Annotated in this window: 19 protein-coding genes and 1 other RNA gene; 10 read left to right on the top strand and 10 right to left on the bottom strand. The window is 64.3% G+C overall.

Annotation, left to right across the window (positions count from 1 at the left end):
• Nucleotides 1-14 precede the first annotated feature (14 nt).
• Both P0D87_RS13885 and rnpB read left to right on the top strand, forming a co-directional pair.
• Nucleotides 15-980, top strand: a complete 966-nt coding sequence (locus P0D87_RS13885; RefSeq protein ID WP_408636854.1) for a DUF3025 domain-containing protein — start codon at nucleotides 15-17, stop codon at nucleotides 978-980.
• Nucleotides 969-1,382, top strand: an RNA gene (rnpB, locus tag P0D87_RS13890) — RNase P RNA component class A. The genes P0D87_RS13885 and rnpB overlap by 12 nt, the downstream gene beginning before the upstream one ends.
• A gap of 87 nt (nucleotides 1,383-1,469) precedes the next feature.
• On the opposite strand, the gene P0D87_RS13895 is transcribed toward rnpB, so the two are convergent.
• Nucleotides 1,470-1,892, bottom strand: a complete 423-nt coding sequence (locus P0D87_RS13895) for an OsmC family protein (RefSeq protein WP_006053300.1) — start codon at nucleotides 1,890-1,892, stop codon at nucleotides 1,470-1,472.
• A gap of 643 nt (nucleotides 1,893-2,535) precedes the next feature.
• Here P0D87_RS13895 and rplM point away from each other — a divergent pair.
• The 3 genes from rplM to erpA all read left to right on the top strand — a co-directional run bounded on the left by rplM (nucleotide 2,536) and on the right by erpA (nucleotide 3,911).
• A complete protein-coding gene (gene rplM / locus P0D87_RS13900) occupies nucleotides 2,536-2,964 on the top strand; it encodes a 50S ribosomal protein L13 (RefSeq protein WP_020069304.1) in 429 nt (142 codons plus the stop codon).
• 11 nt (nucleotides 2,965-2,975) lie between these two features.
• Complete coding sequence (gene rpsI / locus P0D87_RS13905; RefSeq protein ID WP_007180423.1) at nucleotides 2,976-3,368, top strand: 30S ribosomal protein S9; 393 nt, start codon at nucleotides 2,976-2,978, stop codon at nucleotides 3,366-3,368.
• A gap of 177 nt (nucleotides 3,369-3,545) precedes the next feature.
• Nucleotides 3,546-3,911 (top strand): iron-sulfur cluster insertion protein ErpA, encoded by a 366-nt coding sequence (gene erpA, locus P0D87_RS13910; RefSeq protein WP_029968241.1) that lies wholly within the window; start codon nucleotides 3,546-3,548, stop codon nucleotides 3,909-3,911.
• Between the two features lie 100 nt (nucleotides 3,912-4,011).
• Here erpA and P0D87_RS13915 read toward each other — a convergent pair whose 3' ends face one another.
• The gene (locus P0D87_RS13915) at nucleotides 4,012-5,142 is read right to left on the bottom strand and encodes an anhydro-N-acetylmuramic acid kinase (RefSeq protein WP_053859091.1); all 1,131 of its coding nucleotides are present in this window, start codon (nucleotides 5,140-5,142) and stop codon (nucleotides 4,012-4,014) included.
• Nucleotides 5,143-5,393: 251 nt separating this feature from the next.
• Between P0D87_RS13915 and tyrS the strand changes: the two genes are divergently transcribed.
• From tyrS to P0D87_RS13930, 3 genes are all read left to right on the top strand, one after another.
• Nucleotides 5,394-6,647, top strand: a complete 1,254-nt coding sequence (gene tyrS / locus P0D87_RS13920; protein ID WP_006049907.1) for a tyrosine--tRNA ligase — start codon at nucleotides 5,394-5,396, stop codon at nucleotides 6,645-6,647.
• Between the two features lie 49 nt (nucleotides 6,648-6,696).
• On the top strand, nucleotides 6,697-7,167 hold the full coding sequence (dtd, locus tag P0D87_RS13925; RefSeq protein ID WP_053858724.1) for a D-aminoacyl-tRNA deacylase: 471 nt from the start codon (nucleotides 6,697-6,699) through the stop codon (nucleotides 7,165-7,167).
• A 66-nt stretch (nucleotides 7,168-7,233) separates the two neighbouring features.
• Nucleotides 7,234-7,905: a histidine phosphatase family protein gene (locus P0D87_RS13930; protein WP_029968237.1), complete on the top strand. Its 672-nt coding sequence runs from the start codon at nucleotides 7,234-7,236 to the stop codon at nucleotides 7,903-7,905.
• Between the two features lie 130 nt (nucleotides 7,906-8,035).
• On the opposite strand, the gene ruvB is transcribed toward P0D87_RS13930, so the two are convergent.
• The 3 genes from ruvB to ruvC form a co-directional block, all read right to left on the bottom strand.
• On the bottom strand, nucleotides 8,036-9,100 hold the full coding sequence (gene ruvB, locus P0D87_RS13935) for a Holliday junction branch migration DNA helicase RuvB (RefSeq protein WP_053858723.1): 1,065 nt from the start codon (nucleotides 9,098-9,100) through the stop codon (nucleotides 8,036-8,038).
• 121 nt (nucleotides 9,101-9,221) lie between these two features.
• Nucleotides 9,222-9,803 carry a Holliday junction branch migration protein RuvA gene (gene ruvA / locus P0D87_RS13940; RefSeq protein ID WP_029968236.1) on the bottom strand — a complete coding sequence of 194 codons (582 nt, stop codon included), beginning with the start codon at nucleotides 9,801-9,803 and terminating at the stop codon, nucleotides 9,222-9,224.
• Between the two features lie 54 nt (nucleotides 9,804-9,857).
• Nucleotides 9,858-10,400 carry a crossover junction endodeoxyribonuclease RuvC gene (gene ruvC / locus P0D87_RS13945; RefSeq protein WP_007180437.1) on the bottom strand — a complete coding sequence of 181 codons (543 nt, stop codon included), beginning with the start codon at nucleotides 10,398-10,400 and terminating at the stop codon, nucleotides 9,858-9,860.
• A 128-nt stretch (nucleotides 10,401-10,528) separates the two neighbouring features.
• On the opposite strand from ruvC, the gene P0D87_RS13950 reads away from it, so the two are divergent.
• On the top strand, nucleotides 10,529-10,768 hold the full coding sequence (locus tag P0D87_RS13950) for a hypothetical protein (protein ID WP_006049913.1): 240 nt from the start codon (nucleotides 10,529-10,531) through the stop codon (nucleotides 10,766-10,768).
• A gap of 145 nt (nucleotides 10,769-10,913) precedes the next feature.
• Here the strand turns inward: P0D87_RS13950 and purH are convergent, their stop codons facing one another.
• The 5 genes from purH to P0D87_RS13975 form a co-directional block, all read right to left on the bottom strand.
• Complete coding sequence (gene purH / locus P0D87_RS13955) at nucleotides 10,914-12,479, bottom strand: bifunctional phosphoribosylaminoimidazolecarboxamide formyltransferase/IMP cyclohydrolase (RefSeq protein ID WP_053858722.1); 1,566 nt, start codon at nucleotides 12,477-12,479, stop codon at nucleotides 10,914-10,916.
• Between the two features lie 56 nt (nucleotides 12,480-12,535).
• Entirely contained in the window at nucleotides 12,536-12,769 is a 234-nt protein-coding gene (locus tag P0D87_RS13960; protein ID WP_006049915.1) for a Fis family transcriptional regulator, read from the bottom strand.
• Nucleotides 12,766-13,842: a tRNA dihydrouridine synthase DusB gene (gene dusB / locus P0D87_RS13965; protein WP_053858721.1), complete on the bottom strand. Its 1,077-nt coding sequence runs from the start codon at nucleotides 13,840-13,842 to the stop codon at nucleotides 12,766-12,768. The genes P0D87_RS13960 and dusB overlap by 4 nt, the downstream gene beginning before the upstream one ends.
• A 218-nt stretch (nucleotides 13,843-14,060) precedes the next feature.
• The gene (locus P0D87_RS13970) at nucleotides 14,061-15,335 is read right to left on the bottom strand and encodes a UbiH/UbiF/VisC/COQ6 family ubiquinone biosynthesis hydroxylase (RefSeq protein WP_053858720.1); all 1,275 of its coding nucleotides are present in this window, start codon (nucleotides 15,333-15,335) and stop codon (nucleotides 14,061-14,063) included.
• Between the two features lie 6 nt (nucleotides 15,336-15,341).
• Nucleotides 15,342-16,748, bottom strand: coding sequence for an aminopeptidase P N-terminal domain-containing protein (locus P0D87_RS13975; RefSeq protein WP_053858719.1), 1,407 nt, complete (start codon nucleotides 16,746-16,748; stop codon nucleotides 15,342-15,344).
• Nucleotides 16,749-17,004: 256 nt separating this feature from the next.
• Between P0D87_RS13975 and P0D87_RS13980 the strand changes: the two genes are divergently transcribed.
• Entirely contained in the window at nucleotides 17,005-17,619 is a 615-nt protein-coding gene (locus tag P0D87_RS13980; protein WP_006049919.1) for a glutathione S-transferase C-terminal domain-containing protein, read from the top strand.
• Nucleotides 17,620-17,782 lie beyond the last annotated feature (163 nt).

A 17,782-nucleotide genomic window follows, 5' to 3' on the forward strand; every position in this document is an offset into this window, starting at 1 on the left:
TGGGTGAGGCGGAGATGGCGGAGCCCGAGGCGAGGCGCGAAACGGCGCCCGCAACGACTGAAGCGATACAACTCGACGTGAGCGCACGCCACGACAAAGGCCACGGCGCCGGCAATGAAGCGCTCTGGCCAGGCGCGCCGTCGGGCTTCGCCGCAATCGACTGGTCGAAGCCGTGGTTCGCGCCGTTCGCTGAGCGCGGCCAACGCTGGCAGCGGGCCGCGCTCACGAGCCACGCCGCGTTGCTTGCCGAAATGAACGCCGACGCGTCGAAAGCGCGGCAGGTGACAGGCCGCGGCCAGCGGCTCGCATTTGTCGCGCAGGACAAGCTGCCGCCCGGCGCCGCCTACGAGGCGCACATTGCGTCCACCGGCTGCGTGCCGACGCGCCACAATCTGCACGACTTCTTCAACGCGTCGATGTGGTTTGCGTTTCCGCGCATCAAGGCGGCGCTGAACGCGCGGCAGTCGGCGGCCATCGACTTGCTGGGCGTCGGGCCGACGCGCGGCGGCGTGCGTGACGCACTGACGCTCTTCGACGAAAACGCGCTGCTGTTTGCTTGCGCCGATCCGCGCTTGAGCGCTGCGCTGCGTCAGTTCGACTGGCGCACGCTGTTGCTCCAGCGGCGCGACGCATGGGGCGCATCGGGCGCGAGTTGCGAGGTGCGCTGCTTCGGCCACGCGCTGCTCGAAAAGCTGATCGCGCCGTTCAAGGCGTGCACCGGGCACGCGTGGATTGTCGACGTGCCGCCAGCGTACTTCGAATGGGACGCCGCTTCGCGCGACGCGTGGCTCGACGAGGCGGTCAGCGCCGCGTTGCTGAATACGGAAGCGTTGACGAGCCGTATGTTTGCGCCGCTTCCGGTGCTGGGCATCCCCGGCTGGTGGCCGGAAAACGAGACGCCGGCCTTCTATGACGACACGTCTGTATTCCGCGCGGGCCGGCGTGCAGATGTTAAAATCGGCGCCAGCAAAGCAGGCTAGGCAGTCGCGGCCTCGGCGGCTTCGGCCAAAGAGGGCGAGGAAAGTCCGGACTCCACAGGGCAGGGTGATGGCTAACGGCCATCCGTGGCGACACGCGGAACAGGGCAACAGAAAGCAAACCGCCGATGGCCCGGCGCAAGCCGGGATCAGGTAAGGGTGAAACGGTGCGGTAAGAGCGCACCGCGGCTGCTGCAAGGCAGACCGGCACGGTAACCTCCACCCGGAGCAATTCCAAGTAGGCAGGCGCGCATCTTCGAGATGCAGGACGGGGCCCCCGTCTCGTCTGCGGGTAGGAAGCTTGAGCGCGTCAGCAATGGCGCGCCTAGAGGAATGGCTGCCACGCGCGTCGCGTCTTCGGACGTTGCGCGTGCACAGAATCCGGCTTATCGGCCTGCTTTGCCACCACACAAACAAATGCCGGCGTCTTTTAGGGACGCCGGCATTTTTCGTTGATGCGGCCCGCGGGCCGCGGCACTCAGTTCCGCTGGTTCAGCTCGGCACGATATCGAACGAGTGGGTCAGTTCAGCGGTCTTCGCGATCATGATCGACGCCGAGCAATATTTGTCGTGCGACAGGTTGATCGCGCGCTCCACGGTCGCCGGATTCAGGTTCTTGCCCGTCACGGTGAAATGAAAGTGAATCTTCGTGAACACCTTCGGATCTTCGCTGGCGCGCTCGGCCTTCAGCGTCACCGAGCAGCCGGCGATTTCCTGACGGCTTTTCTTCAGGATCATCACGACGTCGTAGGCCGTGCAGCCGCCCGTGCCGAGCAAGACCATTTCCATCGGACGCGGCGCGAGATTGCGGCCGCCGCCTTCGGGCGCGCCGTCCATCGCGACCAGGTGGCCGCTGCCCGTCTCGGCCGCGAACGCCATCCCGTCTTGCCCCATCCAGCTTACTTTGCATTCCATGCTGTGCTCCACCGCGCTTCGACTATCGAGACGGCATTGTAGCCCGGCGTTTCGGTGTCCGCCCGAGGCGACGTCGGCTGGAAATTATGCGCAATCGCCGCTTGTATGTTGCGGCGCGGCATGGCGGGCGGCAGGGTGGAATTCGAGGCGGGTTTAGGGGTTTTACTCTAGAGCGCGTCGTTCACTCGAGCGGAGCAGTGGGCCGATGCCTCTTTTTATAAGGGCCCACGGCAAACCAAGCTACGGCAGTCGAAAAACCACATTATGAAAATCGATTTCGCAATGCAAATGTTCTTGCGTCGCACAAGGATGCTTCATATAATTGCCTCAACGGTTGCAGCAGTGCGCAACCTCCGCTGTCTCCTCCACCTCCTCCTTTGGTGGATTAAACCCGAACCGCTAGTTCGGGTTTTTTTTCGCCCGCGCCGGCCTGCATGACGTGCGCTCGCGGAAGTCAATATCAGACGGCTCCCGCACCAAATCCCGCACGTTTTGACTTGAGGTCACAAATTCCTTTATAATTCAGGGCTTTTCCGCATCCGCGCCCGCGGAGGAAGAACCAGGGAGAGCCTGCACGCGCCTCGATGCGCACACTACAAGCAGGAAAAAATACATTGGGCGCAGCAATTTTTTTGGATCGATCATGAAGACGTTTTCCGCAAAAGCCCATGAGGTTACGCGTGAATGGTACGTGATTGACGCGACGGATAAGGTTCTCGGGCGTGTCGCCAGCGAAGTGGCACACCGTCTTCGCGGCAAGCACAAGCCTGAATTCACTCCGCACGTCGACACCGGTGATTTCATCATCGTTATCAACGCCGGCAAGCTGAAGGTCACGGGCAACAAGGCTACTGACAAGAAGTACTACCGTCACTCGGGCTACCCGGGCGGTATCTATGAAACGACGTTCGGCAAGATGCAGGAACGCTTCCCGGGCCGCGCGCTCGAGAAAGCGGTCAAGGGCATGCTGCCGAAGGGCCCGCTCGGCTACGCGATGATCAAGAAGCTGAAGGTCTACGCTGAAGCAACGCATCCGCATTCGGCACAACAGCCGAAAGCGCTCGAGATCTAAGGGGAGCCCACATGATCGGTAACTGGAATTACGGCACGGGCCGCCGCAAGAGCGCCGTCGCACGCGTCTTCATCAAGGCTGGCAAGGGCGAGATCATTGTCAACGGCAAGCCTATCGCCGATTACTTCTCGCGCGAAACGTCGCTGATGATCGTGCGTCAACCGCTGGAACTCACGAACCACGGCGTCACGTTCGACATCAAGGTCAACGTGAACGGTGGCGGTGAAACGGGTCAAGCCGGTGCGGTTCGCCACGGCATCACCCGCGCGCTGATGGACTACGACGCAACGCTGAAGCCGGAACTGTCGAAGGCTGGCTTCGTTACGCGTGACGCTCGTGAAGTCGAACGTAAGAAGGTCGGCTTCCACAAGGCACGTCGCCGGAAGCAATTCTCGAAGCGTTAATCGTTTCGGGTGCGAACCGGCTTATCGCTGGAACGCAGCAAAAGCCGCCAACGCTATCGCGAAGGCGGCTTTTTTTATGGTGGCGGCACCCTGTAAGAACCCATTGATTTTGTGGGCATCAGCACGATGTTGAGATCAGCCCTACAATAGCGGTTAGAAGCTTTCTGGAGAGTTCGAATGAACGCAGTCACCGACACACCCGTGACCGAGATGCCCGCCCCCTTCGTTTTTACCGACGCAGCGGCTGACAAGGTCAAGCAACTGATCGAAGAAGAAGGCAATGCGGACCTGAAACTGCGCGTTTTCGTGCAGGGCGGCGGCTGCTCGGGCTTTCAATACGGCTTTACGTTCGACGAAGCCGTCAACGAAGACGACACCGTCATGAACAAGAGCGGCGTGCAATTGTTGATCGACTCGATGAGCTACCAGTACCTGGTTGGCGCTGAGATCGACTACAAGGACGACATCAACGGCGCCCAGTTCGTGATCAAGAATCCGAACGCAAGCACCACTTGCGGTTGCGGATCGTCGTTCTCGGTTTAAAGCCGGGGAGGCAGCGTATTGCATAAGAAACGGGGCTTCGGCCCCGTTCTTTTATTGGCGGCGCGGCAAAGCGAGAGCCTCCCTCCGCGCGAATCAACCCTCAGCGCGGATAAATCGCCCCCAGTACCCGCTCGGCGCTCGCGCCCGTCACGGCCGGCAAACTGCCCGGCAGGCGCGCCACGCAGCGCATCGCGAGCCACGCAAACGCGAGCGGCTCGACCTGGCTCGGCGGCACGCCGAGCGCGTCGGTGGTCATTACCGGCACGCCACTCGCGCCGCTATCGTCCAGCGCCTGCTGCAACGCCTTCATGATCTCCGGATTCCGCGCGCCGCCGCCGCATACGTAGACCGCTTTCACATCCGATGCATGCCGTTCAATCTCTCGCGCCACCGACACCGCGGTCAGCGCGACGAGCGTCGCCTGCACATCGGCGGGCGCGAGTCCTGCGAACGGCTGCAGCCTGGCGTCGAGCCACTCGGCGTTGAACAGATCGCGCCCGGTGCTCTTGGGCGGCTGTTGCGCGAAGAACGGCTCGTCGAGCAAAGCGTTCAGCAGCGGGCGGTCCACCTGGCCGCTTGCCGCGAAATGACCGTTTTCATCGAACGGCTTGCCGAGATGGCGTTGCGCCCATTCGTCGAGCAGCGCGTTTGCCGGCCCGCAATCGAAGCCGCGCACGCTGCCGGTCGCATTCAGGATCGTGATATTGCTGATCCCGCCAAGATTGCAGACCACGCGCGTTTCGTCCTTCGAGCCGAACACGGTCGCGTGAAACGCGGGCACGAGCGGCGCGCCCTGGCCGCCTGCGGCGACGTCGCGGCTGCGGAAATCGGCGATCACGTCGATATGCATCATTTCCGCGAGCAGCGCCGGGTTATTGATCTGCCGCGTATAGCCCTTTTCCGGCCGATGCCGCACCGTCTGCCCATGCACGCCGATCGCGCGTACCTCGGCGGCGGACACGTGGCAGCCGCGCAGCAGCTCGTGACAGCACACGGTATATCGCGTGGCGAGCGCGTTGGCGGCGAGCGCCTCGCGTTCGATCTCGTTTTCGCCCGGCTGTTGCAGCGCGAACAGCGCCTCGCGCAGGCCCGCCGCGAAACCGACGAACGCCTCGGCCAGCACCACGGGCGGCTTCCCCTCGGCGAACCGGACGGCCACGCCGTCCACGCCGTCCATGCTCGTGCCTGACATCAATCCAAAGTAGACGCCGTCTGCGGGCTCTTGCGCCACGTTGCTGCTCCTGTCGATGATGAGTTGCGGGTTCATTGCCGCCAGTCGGCCGCTGTTTTCTGCCGCCTGTTGGCGAAGGTTGTAGCAGATTATCGACGCAAGCGCGGTCGAAGATGAAGCGCGTCGCCATGCTTCGCTGGTCGTCCGGCTGCGAATGCCACGCGTATACAGGCGCTCGAGCCCGCTTCAGTGGGCGCGGCGGCGCGCATCTATGGGACAATCTGTTTTTTTCGCGACTTCAAGTTTCCAGCATGAGCACCGAGTCCAACAAGCCGAACCCCGCCGCCCCCGCTTTCCCGATCACCGACGAAGTCCGTCACGCGCTCGCCATTACCAAGCGCGGCGTCGACGAATTGCTGATCGAGGAAGAATTCGCGCAAAAACTCGCGAAGAGCGCGGCTACCGGCACGCCGCTGCGCATCAAGCTCGGGCTCGATCCGACCGCGCCGGACATCCACATCGGCCATACGGTCGTGCTGAACAAGATGCGCCAGTTGCAGGACCTCGGTCACACGGTGATTTTTCTGATCGGCGACTTCACGTCGCTGATCGGCGATCCGTCGGGCCGCAACGCCACGCGCCCGCCGCTCACGCGCGAGCAGATCGAATCGAACGCGAAGACGTATTTCGAACAGGCTGCGCTCGTGCTCGATCGCGAGAAGACCGAGATCCGCTACAACAGCGAATGGTCGATGCCGCTCGGCGCCGACGGCATGATCAAGCTCGCGTCGCGCTACACGGTGGCGCGCATTCTCGAGCGCGAAGATTTCACCAAGCGTTTCCAGAGCGGCGTGCCGATTTCGATCCACGAATTCCTGTACCCGTTGATGCAGGGCTACGACTCGGTCGCGCTCAACGCCGACCTCGAACTCGGCGGCACCGATCAGAAGTTCAACCTGCTCGTCGGCCGCGAACTGCAGAAGCAGTACGGCCAGGAGCAGCAATGCATTCTGACGATGCCGCTGCTGGAAGGCCTCGACGGCGTCGAGAAAATGTCGAAGTCGAAGAACAACTACATCGGCATCAGCGAAAAACCGACAGATATGTTCGGCAAGCTGATGAGCATTTCCGACACGCTGATGTGGCGTTACTTCGAACTGCTGTCGTTCCGTCCGATGGACGAGATCGCTGCGTTCAAGCGTGAAGCCGAGGCAGGCCGCAATCCGCGCGATTTCAAGGTCATGCTGGGCCAGGAAATCGTCGCGCGTTTTCATTCGCCGGCCGACGCCGAGCGCGCGCTCGAAGACTTCAACCACCGCGCGAAGGGCGGTGTGCCGGACGATATTCCGGCGGTCGCGCTCGCCGGCGCGCCGCTCGCGATCGGCCAGTTGCTCAAGCAGGCGAACCTCGTGCCGTCGACGAGCGAAGCGCTGCGCAATATCGAGCAGGGCGGCGTGAAAATCGACGGCGCGACCGTCTCGGACAAGGGCTTGAAAGTCGAGGCGGGCGAGTACGTCGTGCAGGTCGGCAAGCGCCGCTTTGCGCGCGTCACGCTGACCGCCTGACTATGACCGTGCGTGCGATGAACCGTAGCGCACAGCCGGAGCCCGCTCGATGATCGCGTTGATCCAACGCGTGCGGCGCGCCGAGGTGCGTGTCGTGGACGGTGACACCGAGCGCGTGACGGGTGCAATCGACGCGGGCCTGCTCGCGCTCGTCTGCGCGGAACGCGGCGACACCCAAGCCGCGGCCGACCGGCTGCTGGCGAAGGTGCTCGGCTACCGCGTGTTCAGCGACGCCGCCGGCAAGATGAATCTGTCAGTGCAAAACGTGGACGGCGCGGGGCGCGCGGGCGGCCTGCTGCTGGTGTCGCAGTTCACGCTGGCCGCGGACACGAACAGCGGGCTGCGTCCGAGCTTCACGCCCGCCGCGCCGCCGGACGAAGGCAAGCGTCTGTTCGACTATTTCGTGTCGGCGGCGCGCGCGAAACATCCTGTCGTCGAGACCGGCGAATTCGGCGCGGACATGCAGGTGTCGCTCGTCAACGACGGCCCCGTCACCTTCTGGCTGCAAACCAACGCCTGAATGTCGCGCGGTTCTTGCGACAATAGCGGCCTGGCACAACCGGCGAACAGCGCCCACTTCGATCCCATGACCACGCAGATCCTGTTTATCCGGCACGGCGAGACCGACTGGAATCGCATCAAGCGCATTCAAGGGCATATCGACATTCCGCTCGCCGAAGCGGGTCTCGCCCAGGCGCAGAAACTGGCTCGCCGTATCGCCGATGACGTGAAGCACGGCGCGCGGCTCGACGCGATTTATTCGAGCGATCTGCAACGCGCGCGGCAAACCGCGCAGCCCATCGCCGACGCGCTCGGCTTGCCCGTGCAGTTGCGCGAAGGTTTGCGTGAGCGTTCGTACGGCGCATTCCAGGGCCACGACAGCGACGAAATCGCCGCGCGTTTTCCCGACGAATACGCGCATTGGCAGACTCGCGATCCTGGCTTTGCGCCGCCCGAAGGCGAATCGCTGCGCGTGTTCTACCATCGCGTGCTGCATGCAATTGAGCCGCTTGTGGCCGCACATCCGGGCGGCCGGATCGCCTGCGTCGCGCATGGCGGCGTGCTCGATTGCGTGCGCCGCTTCGCGTGCGGCTTGCCGCTCGATGCGCCGCGCGACTACCCGCTGTTGAACACGAGCGTGAACGTCGTCGATTACGACGACGGGCGCGCGACGGTGGTGTCGTGGGGCGATGTATCGCATCTCGACGCACCGAGCGCCGACGACAGTTTCAAGAAGGTGCCGGAACCGGGGCGGTAATCAGGCGTTGGATGCGTCGGGCGGTGCGCGTTGCGCCGCCTGCGCGCAGGGCCATGCCGCACGCTGAACTGAACTCAGCCCTCACGCGGCTAAGCCGCACATCAACTGAACTCCCACACCCAATCCGCACTCAACTCGCAGCCGAATCCCACAACCCAGGCAGCCCGCTCGACGCTTCCGGCGCCGCAAGCCCGAAGTGCCGGTAAGTGAGCAGTGTGGCCACGCGGCCGCGCGGCGTGCGTTGCAGGAAGCCTTGCTGAATCAGATACGGCTCGAGCACGTCTTCGATCGTGTCACGTTCCTCGCCGATCGCCGCCGCGAGGTTGTCGACGCCGACCGGTCCGCCGTCGAACTTGTGCAGGATCGCTTCGAGCAGCTTGCGGTCCATCAGATCGAAGCCGACCGCGTCGACGTCGAGCATGCGCAGCGCCGCGTCGGCCACTTGCGCGGTGATGTTGCCGTCGGCCTTGACCTCAGCGAAATCGCGCACGCGCCGCAGCAGCCGGTTGGCGATACGCGGCGTGCCGCGCGCGCGCTTCGCAATTTCAAATGCGCCGTCCGGATGAATCTGCGCATTCAGCAGCGAAGCCGAACGCGTGACGATGCGCGCGAGTTCTTCGGCGTTATAAAACTCGAGCCGCGCAACAATGCCGAAGCGATCGCGCAGCGGATTGGTCAGCATGCCCGCGCGCGTGGTCGCGCCGACCAGCGTGAACGGCTGCAAATCGAGCTTCACGCTGCGCGCGGCTGGCCCTTCGCCGATCATGATGTCTATCTGATAATCCTCGAGCGCGGGGTACAGGATTTCCTCGACGACCGGCGAGAGCCGGTGAATTTCGTCGATGAACAGTACGTCGTTGGCTTCGAGATTGGTGAGCAGCGCGGCGAGGTCGCCCGCGCGTTCGAGCACGGGTCCGGACGTCTGCCGCAGATTCACGCCCATTTCGCGCGCGATGATATGCGCGAGCGTGGTTTTGCCAAGACCCGGCGGCCCGAACAGCAATACGTGATCGAGCGATTCCGAGCGGCGCTTCGCGGCCTCGATAAAGATTTCGAGCTGGCCGCGCACCTTTTCCTGCCCGACATATTCTTCGAGCTGACGAGGGCGCAACGCGCGTTCGAACGCTTCCTCGTTCGGCGAGACGGGCGTGGCCGCGATGATGCGCTCGGCGGCGAGTTTGTCGGTTTCGATCATCCGGTCATTGTACCGCGCGAGGCGCGCGGCGAAACCCGGCCGAATGGCCAGGGTGCGCGGCTTCGCGAACTGTGGGACGCTTGCTGCATCGGTCGTGCGGCCCGCGCACTGTGAAAAAGCCTCAGGCCTTCGACAAGGCCTTCAACGCGAGCTTGATGCCTTCGGACACGCCCGTGCCGGCCGGCACGTTTTTGACTGCGGCGAGGGCTTCCTTCTCCGAGTAGCCCAACGCGAGCAGCGCATTGAGAATGTCCGACGCGTGATCGGATGCGGACACCGTGCCGGCCATCGCGCCCAGGTCGGCGCCGAGCTTGCCCTTCAACTCGAGCAGCAAGCGCTCGGCCGTCTTCTTGCCGATGCCCGGCACGCGCGTGAGGCGCGCGGCGTCCTGCAGCGTGACCGTCTGCGAGAGCTCGTGCACGCTCATGCCGGAGAGCACGGCGAGCGCCATGCGCGCGCCGATACCGGAGATCTTCAGCAGCTCGCGGAAGGTCGAACGTTCCTCGGCGGTGCCGAAGCCGTACAACAGGTGCGCATCTTCGCGCACGATCATTTGCGTGAGCAGCACGACGCGCTCGCCAGTGGACGGCAGGTTGTAGAACGTGCTCATCGGCACGTCCACTTCATAACCGACGCCGTTGCAATCGACGAGCAGATGCGGCGGGTTTTTTTCCAGCAGAACGCCGGCAATGCGACCGATCATGGCGAGTTCGAACTTGTGAGAAAGGGCGAGTGTAGCGCAGCGCGTGCCGCGCACCTATCCCACGAGACGCCCGCGTCTGACCCGCAGCCCTTTCTTTGCCAGCGATGGCGCGATGCCGCCGAGCGTGCTCAACGTCGTGCCGCCGTGCGCGTGACAGATCGCCATGCCGAGCGCGTCGGCGGCGTCGGTGCCCGGCACGCCGGAAAGATTCAGCAGGCGCACGACCATCTGCTGCATCTGCTCCTTGGTCGCGCGGCCGTAGCCGACCACCGCCTGCTTCAACTGCAGCGCGGTGTATTCGGCAACCGGCACGCCGCCCGCGACGAGGCCGCAAATGGCCGCGCCGCGCGCCTGACCGAGCAACAAGGTGGACTGCGGATTGACGTTGACGAACACTTTTTCGATCGCCGATTGATCCGGCGAGTGCTGGCGAATCAGCGTCGAAATGCCTTCGAAAATAGTGCCGAGGCGCGACGGCAGATCGGCGTCGGCGGTCTTGATAACGCCGCTCGCGACGTAGCTGAGCGTGTGTCCGCTTTGGTCGATCACGCCGAAGCCCGTCACGCGCAAGCCGGGGTCGATGCCAAGAATTCTCATGAAGTGCCGCACATGCGGTTAAAGCCAGGTGCCTGCGATACTACAACAGACGCGCCGCACGGCGGCCCGCAAAAGGCGGCGCGGGCGGAATAAAAACTGCTGCGTCTGTCGGAAGGAGGTGATCGGATATGCAGCGCTATGGAAACAGAAGCGGGACATCCGGCGTCGTGGCCTACGAAATCGGCGATAACTTTGTCGCTGCCCGCTTCAACTCGGGCACGACGTATTGGTACTCGAAAAAAAGCGTCGGCGTCAAACACGTCGCGGCGCTCAAGCGGCTCGCGAAACAGGGCGAGGGTCTCGGCACCTACATCAGTCAGCATCCGGAAGTCAGGGACGGCTACGAGCGCAAGGACCCACCGGACTGACGACTGACGACGCGTGACGAACGTCGGCCACTGACCGCCGCAGCAAGCGGCAAAACAAAACGGCCCGGCGGAAAATTCCACCGGGCCGTTCTATCGTCTCTTACCCTGGACACGGCAAAACAACACGCCGCCGCTCAAGCCAATATCAATGCCGGAAGTGACGCACGCCGGTCAGCACCATCGCGATGTTGTGCTCGTCCGCGGCGCTGACCACTTCGTCGTCGCGCATCGAGCCGCCCGGCTGGATCACGCACGTCGCGCCCGCTGCCACGACCACGTCGAGGCCGTCGCGGAACGGGAAGAACGCATCCGACGCCACCGCCGAACCGGTCAGCGCCAAGCCCGCGTTCTGCGCCTTGATGCTGGCGATGCGCGCCGAATCCACGCGGCTCATCTGACCCGCGCCGACGCCGAGCGTCATGCCGTTGCCGCAGAACACGATCGCGTTCGACTTCACGTACTTCGCGACGCGCCAGGCGAACAGCAGATCGTCCATCTCCTTCGGCGTGGGATGGCGCTTCGTCACCACGCGCAATTCGCGCGGCTGCACGTTCTTCGAATCGAGCGATTGAACCAGCAGGCCGCCGCCCACACGCTTCAGATCGAACGCGTTATGGCCTTCGCCCAGCGCGATTTCCAGCAGACGCACGTTCTGCTTCGCTGCGAAAACCTGGCGCGCTTCGGCGCTGAACGACGGCGCGATCAGCACTTCGACAAACTGCTTGGCCACCGCTTGCGCGGCGGCTTCGTCCACTTCGCGATTGAACGCGATGATGCCGCCGAACGCCGAAGTCGGATCGGTCTGGAACGCCTTCGAATACGCTTCGTTCGCGTCCGCGCCCACCGCCACGCCGCACGGATTCGCGTGCTTGACGATCACGCAGGCCGGCACGTCGAAGGTCTTCACGCATTCCCACGCCGCGTCCGAATCCGCGATGTTGTTGTACGACAGTTCCTTACCCTGCAACTGGTTGTAGTTCGCCAGCGCGCCGGCCGGCACCGACAGATCGCGATAGAACGCAGCGCTCTGATGCGGATTTTCGCCGTAGCGCAAGTCCTGCACCTTGTCGAAGGCGAGGTTGAACGTAGCCGGATAAGCGTTGCGCGACGAGTGCTGCAGTTCGTCGGTGAGGCTCGTCAGATAGTTGGTGATCGCGCCGTCGTATTGCGCGGTGTGCGCGAACACCTTGGTCGCGAGACGGAAGTTCGTCTTGTACGAGACCGCGTTGCTGTTCGCGCGCATTTCGTCGAGCACGACCGCGTAATCAGCGGGATCGACCACCACGGTCACGTCGCGATGATTCTTCGCGGCCGAGCGCAGCATGGTCGGGCCGCCGATGTCGATGTTCTCGATCGCGTCTTCCAGCGAGCACTCTTCCTTCGACACCGTCTGCACGAACGGGTACAGGTTCACGACCAGCAGGTCGATGGTCGGAATGTCGTGCTGCTCGAGCGCCGCCATGTGTTCCGGCAGATCGCGGCGCGCGAGAATGCCGCCGTGCACCTTCGGATGCAGCGTTTTCACGCGCCCGTCCAGCATTTCCGGGAAGCCCGTGTAGTCGGCGACTTCGGTGACGGACAGACCCGCGTCCGCGAGCAGTTTCGCGGTGCCGCCGGTCGACAGGATCTTGACGCCGAGGTCCGACAGCGACTTGGCGAAGTCGACAATGCCGGACTTGTCGGAAACGGAGATGAGCGCTTGCTTGATCATGATGAAGACGAAAAGCCGAAGGGAAACGTGGCAGGGCGCGAGAAAACTACAACCCGCTACAACAGACCATGCTGTTGCAGCTTCTTGCGCAGCGTATTGCGGTTGATGCCGAGATACTCGGCGGCCAGCGACTGATTGCCGCCGGCCTGCTCGAGCACCACTTCGAGCAGGGGTTTTTCAACGCACGAAATCACCATGTCATAGACGTCGTGCGGATTCGAGCCGTCGAGATCCTGGAAGTAGATGCCCAGGCTGTCGCGGACAGATTGTTCGATATTGTTCTTGCTCATGCAGCTAGTCGGTCGGTGTGGTTCTCGCCCTGGTTGTCGAGCCCGGCATCGCCAGGTGATTCGTCGACGTAGACGAGGCGGTCGGAGATCGCCTTCTGCGCGTCGAAAAATTCGTTGACGGCGAGGAGTTGTTCGCGCGTGCTGTCCAGCGTATTCATGCGATGCCGGAACAGGTTGGCGCCGGAAAGGCCGCGAGTGTACCAGCCGATGTGCTTGCGCGCAGTGCGAACGCCCGTAAATTCGCCGTAGAAACCGTAGTGATCTTCCAGGTGCTCGTTCATGACCTGCTGGATTTCGTCGATGCGCGGCGGCGGCAGCAACTCGCCCGTTTGCAGGAAATGCTCGATCTCGCGGAACAGCCACGGACGCCCCTGCGCCGCGCGGCCGATCATGATCGCGTCGGCGCCCGTCACGGCGAGCACATAGCGCGCTTTTTCCGGCGACGAAATGTCGCCGTTGGCCACGACCGGAATGCGCACCGCCGCCTTGACCGCGGCGATGGTCTCGTACTCGGCGTCGCCGTGATACAGGTCGGCGCGCGTGCGGCCGTGCACGGTCAGCATGGAGATGCCGGCGGCCTCGGCGAGACGCGCGACGTTCAGCGCGTTTTTGTTCTCGCGATTCCAGCCCGTGCGGATTTTCAGCGTGACCGGCACCGCGTCGGGACCGACGCCCACTGCCGCGACCACCGCCTCGACGATGCGCTGCACGAGCGGCTCGTTTTGCAGCAGCGCAGAACCGGCCGCGACGTTGCAGACTTTCTTGGCCGGACAGCCCATGTTGATGTCGATGATCTGCGCGCCGTTCGCGACGTTGTAGCGGGCGGCTTCGGCCATCATGTCGGGATCGGCGCCGGCGATCTGCACGGCAATCGGCTCGACTTCGCCCGCGTGGTTCGCGCGGCGCATGGTTTTCTCGCTCTTCCACAGTTGCGCGTTCGACGCGACCATTTCCGACACCGCATAGCCCGCGCCGAGCCGTTTGCAAAGCTGGCGGAACGGACGATCGGTGACGCCGGCCATGGGCGCGACGAACAGGTTGTTACGCAGATTGTGCGAGCCGATGGTGGGCATGACGTGGACGCGCGCGCCGCCGATTGTTCGATTTCGTCAATCGGAGCATTCGCGAAATGCGAGGGAAAACCGCCATTTTAGCGTTAACAGATAGCCCGCACTTCAATTGCGGGCGTCGTAACCCATTAAATCTTCTATGAAAGTCGCCGGCGTCATAGAGTCGGCGCCGCTCGCGCGAGGGTTCGTGCGAGGGTTCCTGGTGAAGTGGCCCGCGCTCGTCAGCGACGCTGTCCGAACATCATTTGACGCGCGAGCGCGGTCTTCACCGGCGGCACGAATTCGAGCGCGGTGAGCGCAAGCCCGCGCATGATCGCGAGCGGCGCGAAGTCGACGGTGAAAAGGCGCGCGAGCGTGTCGGTGGCGCCGATCGTCAAGCGCCGGTCGAGCGCGCGACGCTGCGCGAAAGTGGCGAGCGCAAGCGTCGTCGGGCCTTCCGCCGACAATGCGTCGGCGAGCGCGTGCGCGTCGCGCAAACCCAGATTGAGCCCTTGGCCCGCAACCGGATGCAGCGTCTGCGCGGCATTGCCGATGGCGACGACCCGGCCGCTCACCTGCGTATCGACGGCGTTCAACCCGAGCGGGAACGACGCCCGTCCCTTGATGTGCGTGAAGCGTCCCATGCGTCCGCCGAATGCGGCGCCGAGTTCGCGCAGGAAGGCGTCGTCGGGGAGTTGCGCGCGGCGCGCGGCTTCTTCGGGCGCGCAGCACCAGACGAGCGCGTAGTCGGCGCCGCGCACGCCGCCCATCGGCAGCAAGGCAATCGGGCCTTCCGGCGTGAAGCGTTCCCACGCGACGTGCGGTTGCGGCGTCGACACGCTCACCGTGCCGACCAGCGCCGTTTGCCCGTAGTCGCGTGTGCCGGGTTTATCGGCGCCTTTGTCCGCGCCATTTGTGGCGCTTTCTCCCTCGCGCTTTCCAGCCTTCTGCGCACCCCGCTGATCACCGAACAAACCGCCTTCCGCGCTCACCAGAATGCGCGTGCGCAGCCGGCGCGTGACGCCCGCAGTTTCGATCGGGAGCGTGACGCCGTCGTGTTCCTGAACCGGCGCCGCGGCGGACGTCGAACGGAACCAGTGGACTCGCGTTGCATGCACCGCTTCGGCCAGGCCGTGCACGATCGAGCCGTAGCGCAGCACGTAGCCGAGCGCCGGCAGCCCGTGCTCGCCGTGGTCGATCAGCGTGCGGCCGAAGTGTCCGCGCTGCGAGACGTGGATGCGCTGGATCGCGGTTGCGTCGGCGGGCCAGCGCAGCGGTTCGAGAATCATGCGGCTGCCGTGCGAGACGGCGATCGCGCGCGGGTCCGCGATCGAATCTTCGGGCTCGCGCGCGTCGATCAGCGCGATCTTCAGCTCGCGCGTCGCGCTGCGGCGCGCGAGCCAACCGGCAAGCGCGAGTCCGACCGGCCCCGCGCCGACGATCGTCACGTCGAAATCGAAATGCTGATTGAGCGCCGCGGGCTTCAGGATGACCGTGGACGGAGAAGCAGCGTTCATGGCCGGTTACGTCCTTGTCTGCTGAGCCGCGCGGGCTTCCTGCATCAGCGCCTCGATTTCGTCGGCGGCCACCGGCACGTCGCGGGTAATCAGTTCGCAGCCCGTTGGCGTGACGATCGCGTCGTCCTCGATGCGGATGCCGATGTTCCAGTAACGCTCGGGCACGCCTTCGGCCGGCCGGATGTACAGGCCGGGCTCGATAGTCAGCGTCATCGACGCCTGCAGTGTGCGCCACGGCAGCACGCCTGCCTCGTCGCGCGGCGCGCCGCGCTCGCGGTAGTCGCCGACATCGTGCACGTCCATGCCGAGCCAGTGGCCGGTGCGGTGCATGTAGAAGGGCGCGTAGGCGCGCTCGGCGATCACGTCGTCGACGGAAGCGAACTTCGTGCGGTCGACGATGCCCGTGTCCAGCAAGCCTTGCGACAGCACGCGCACGGCCGCCTGATGCGGGTCGTCGAAGGTCGCGCCGGCGCGGGTCGCGTCGACGGCGGCCTGCTGCGCGGCCAGCACGATGTCGTACAGCTCGCGCTGCGCCGGCGTGAAGCGGCCGCTCGCCGGGAAAGTGCGCGTGATGTCGGACGCGTAGCCGTCGAGTTCGCAGGCCGCGTCGATCAGAATCAGGTCGCCGTCCTGCGCAATCGCGTTGCCGGCCGGGTAGTGCAGCACGCACGCATTCGCGCCCGCGGCGACGATCGACGTGTAAGCGGGCGCCTGCGCGCCGAACTTGCGGAACGTGTAGAGCAACTCCGCTTCGAGTTCGTACTCGCGCACGCCGGGGCGGCACGCGGCCATCGCCCGGCGGTGCGCCTGCGCCGAAATTTGCCCGGCGCGGCGCATGATGGCGAGCTCGTGGTCGTCCTTGATGAGCCGCATGTCGTCGAGCAGCGGCAGCAGATCGCGCGCGGCCGTGGGCGCCGCGACGCCGCTGCGGCCCTGCGTCCGCACGGCTTCGAGCCAGCCGCGCACCTGGCCGTCGAGTTCGTCCGACGTGCCCAGCGCGTAGTGCAGCGACGGCTTGTCCGCGAGGAGCCGCGGCAGGTGTGCGTCGATTTCGTCGAAGGGAAACGCGGCGTCGAATCCGAACGCGACGCGTGCGCCCTCGGGCCCGAAACGGAAACCTTCCCAGATCTCGCGCTCGACGTTTTTCTCGCGGCAGAACAGGATCGACGCGGGCTCGCCGGGAGCGGCGCTTGCGTCGAGCACGAGCAGCGCCTCCGGTTCGGTGAAGCCGGTCAGGTAGTAGAAGTAGCTGTCGTGCCGGTAGGGGTAGTCGGCGTCCCGGTTGCGCAGCGCTTCGGGCGCGGTCGGCACGATGGCGACGCCGCCGCCCGCTGCGCGCAGCGCGGCGAGTACGCGCTCGCGGCGCGTGCGGTAGACGTCGATGGCGATGGTGGGTTCGGTCGGCTGGTTCATCGTGCGATTGTAGCGCCCAATGCGCGGACGAATTTGCGCCGGCGCGTTGGGGCGGCGCGTTGCGCGGGCGCGCGGGATTGGTCGGGGCCAAACCGCCCCTTGGCCATTCAGCCAGCTAGACGGCGCGCGCGCGGCGCGGCAATGTTGCAATCCATCCACAGCGACTGAGCGTGCGGCTCGCGAAGCGCGCGCGGGGCGCTCGCGCATGCCGCTCAGCACTTATACTTTCGCCGGATTCAGAAAAAGGCAGATGGCAATGATGAAACTCATCGGTTCGCTCGCCAGCCCGTTCGTGCGCAAAGCGCGCATCGTGCTGGCCGACAAGAAGATCGACTACGAGCTGGTGCCCGAGAACGTCTGGGCGCCGGACACCCGCATTCATACCTTCAATCCGCTCGGCAAGGTGCCGTGCCTCGTGATGGAAGACGGCGAAGCGGTGTTCGACTCGCGCGTGATCTGCGAGTACGTGGACACGCTGTCGCCGGTCGGCAAGCTGATTCCGCAATCGGGACGCGAGCGCATCGAGGTGCGCTGCTGGGAAGCGCTCGCCGACGGTCTCCTCGACGCCGCCGTGCTGATCCGCCTCGAAAGCACGCAGCGCACGCCGGAGCAGCGCGTCGACGCCTGGGTGGCGCGCCAGCAGCGCAAGATCGACGAAGCGCTCGTCGCGATGTCGCAAGGGCTCGCGGCCAAGCCGTGGTGCGCGGGCAATCACTACACGCTCGCCGATATTGCGGTGGGCTGCGCGTTGGGCTATCTGGATTTCCGCATGCCGGAGCTGAACTGGCGCGATGCGCATCCGAATCTCGACAAGCATTTTCAGAAGCTTTCGCTGCGCCAATCGTTTATCGATACTGCGCCGGCCAACTGAGCAGCTAAATAAAAGCGAAGTTGCTAACGGTTAAGGCAAGTTTGCAAAATTGCGTTAATCGTACTTTCAAAGTCATGAATTAAAGCTTTCAGTTGTGGTAAAAAAGCGCCTGCCCTCAGGCGCTTTTTTTCGTCTGTCGCGTGGGCAATGGTCATGCAGTCAA

The organism is Paraburkholderia sp. RL17-368-BIF-A (assembly GCF_046054045.1).
Taxonomy (GTDB): Bacteria; Pseudomonadota; Gammaproteobacteria; order Burkholderiales; family Burkholderiaceae; genus Paraburkholderia; species Paraburkholderia graminis.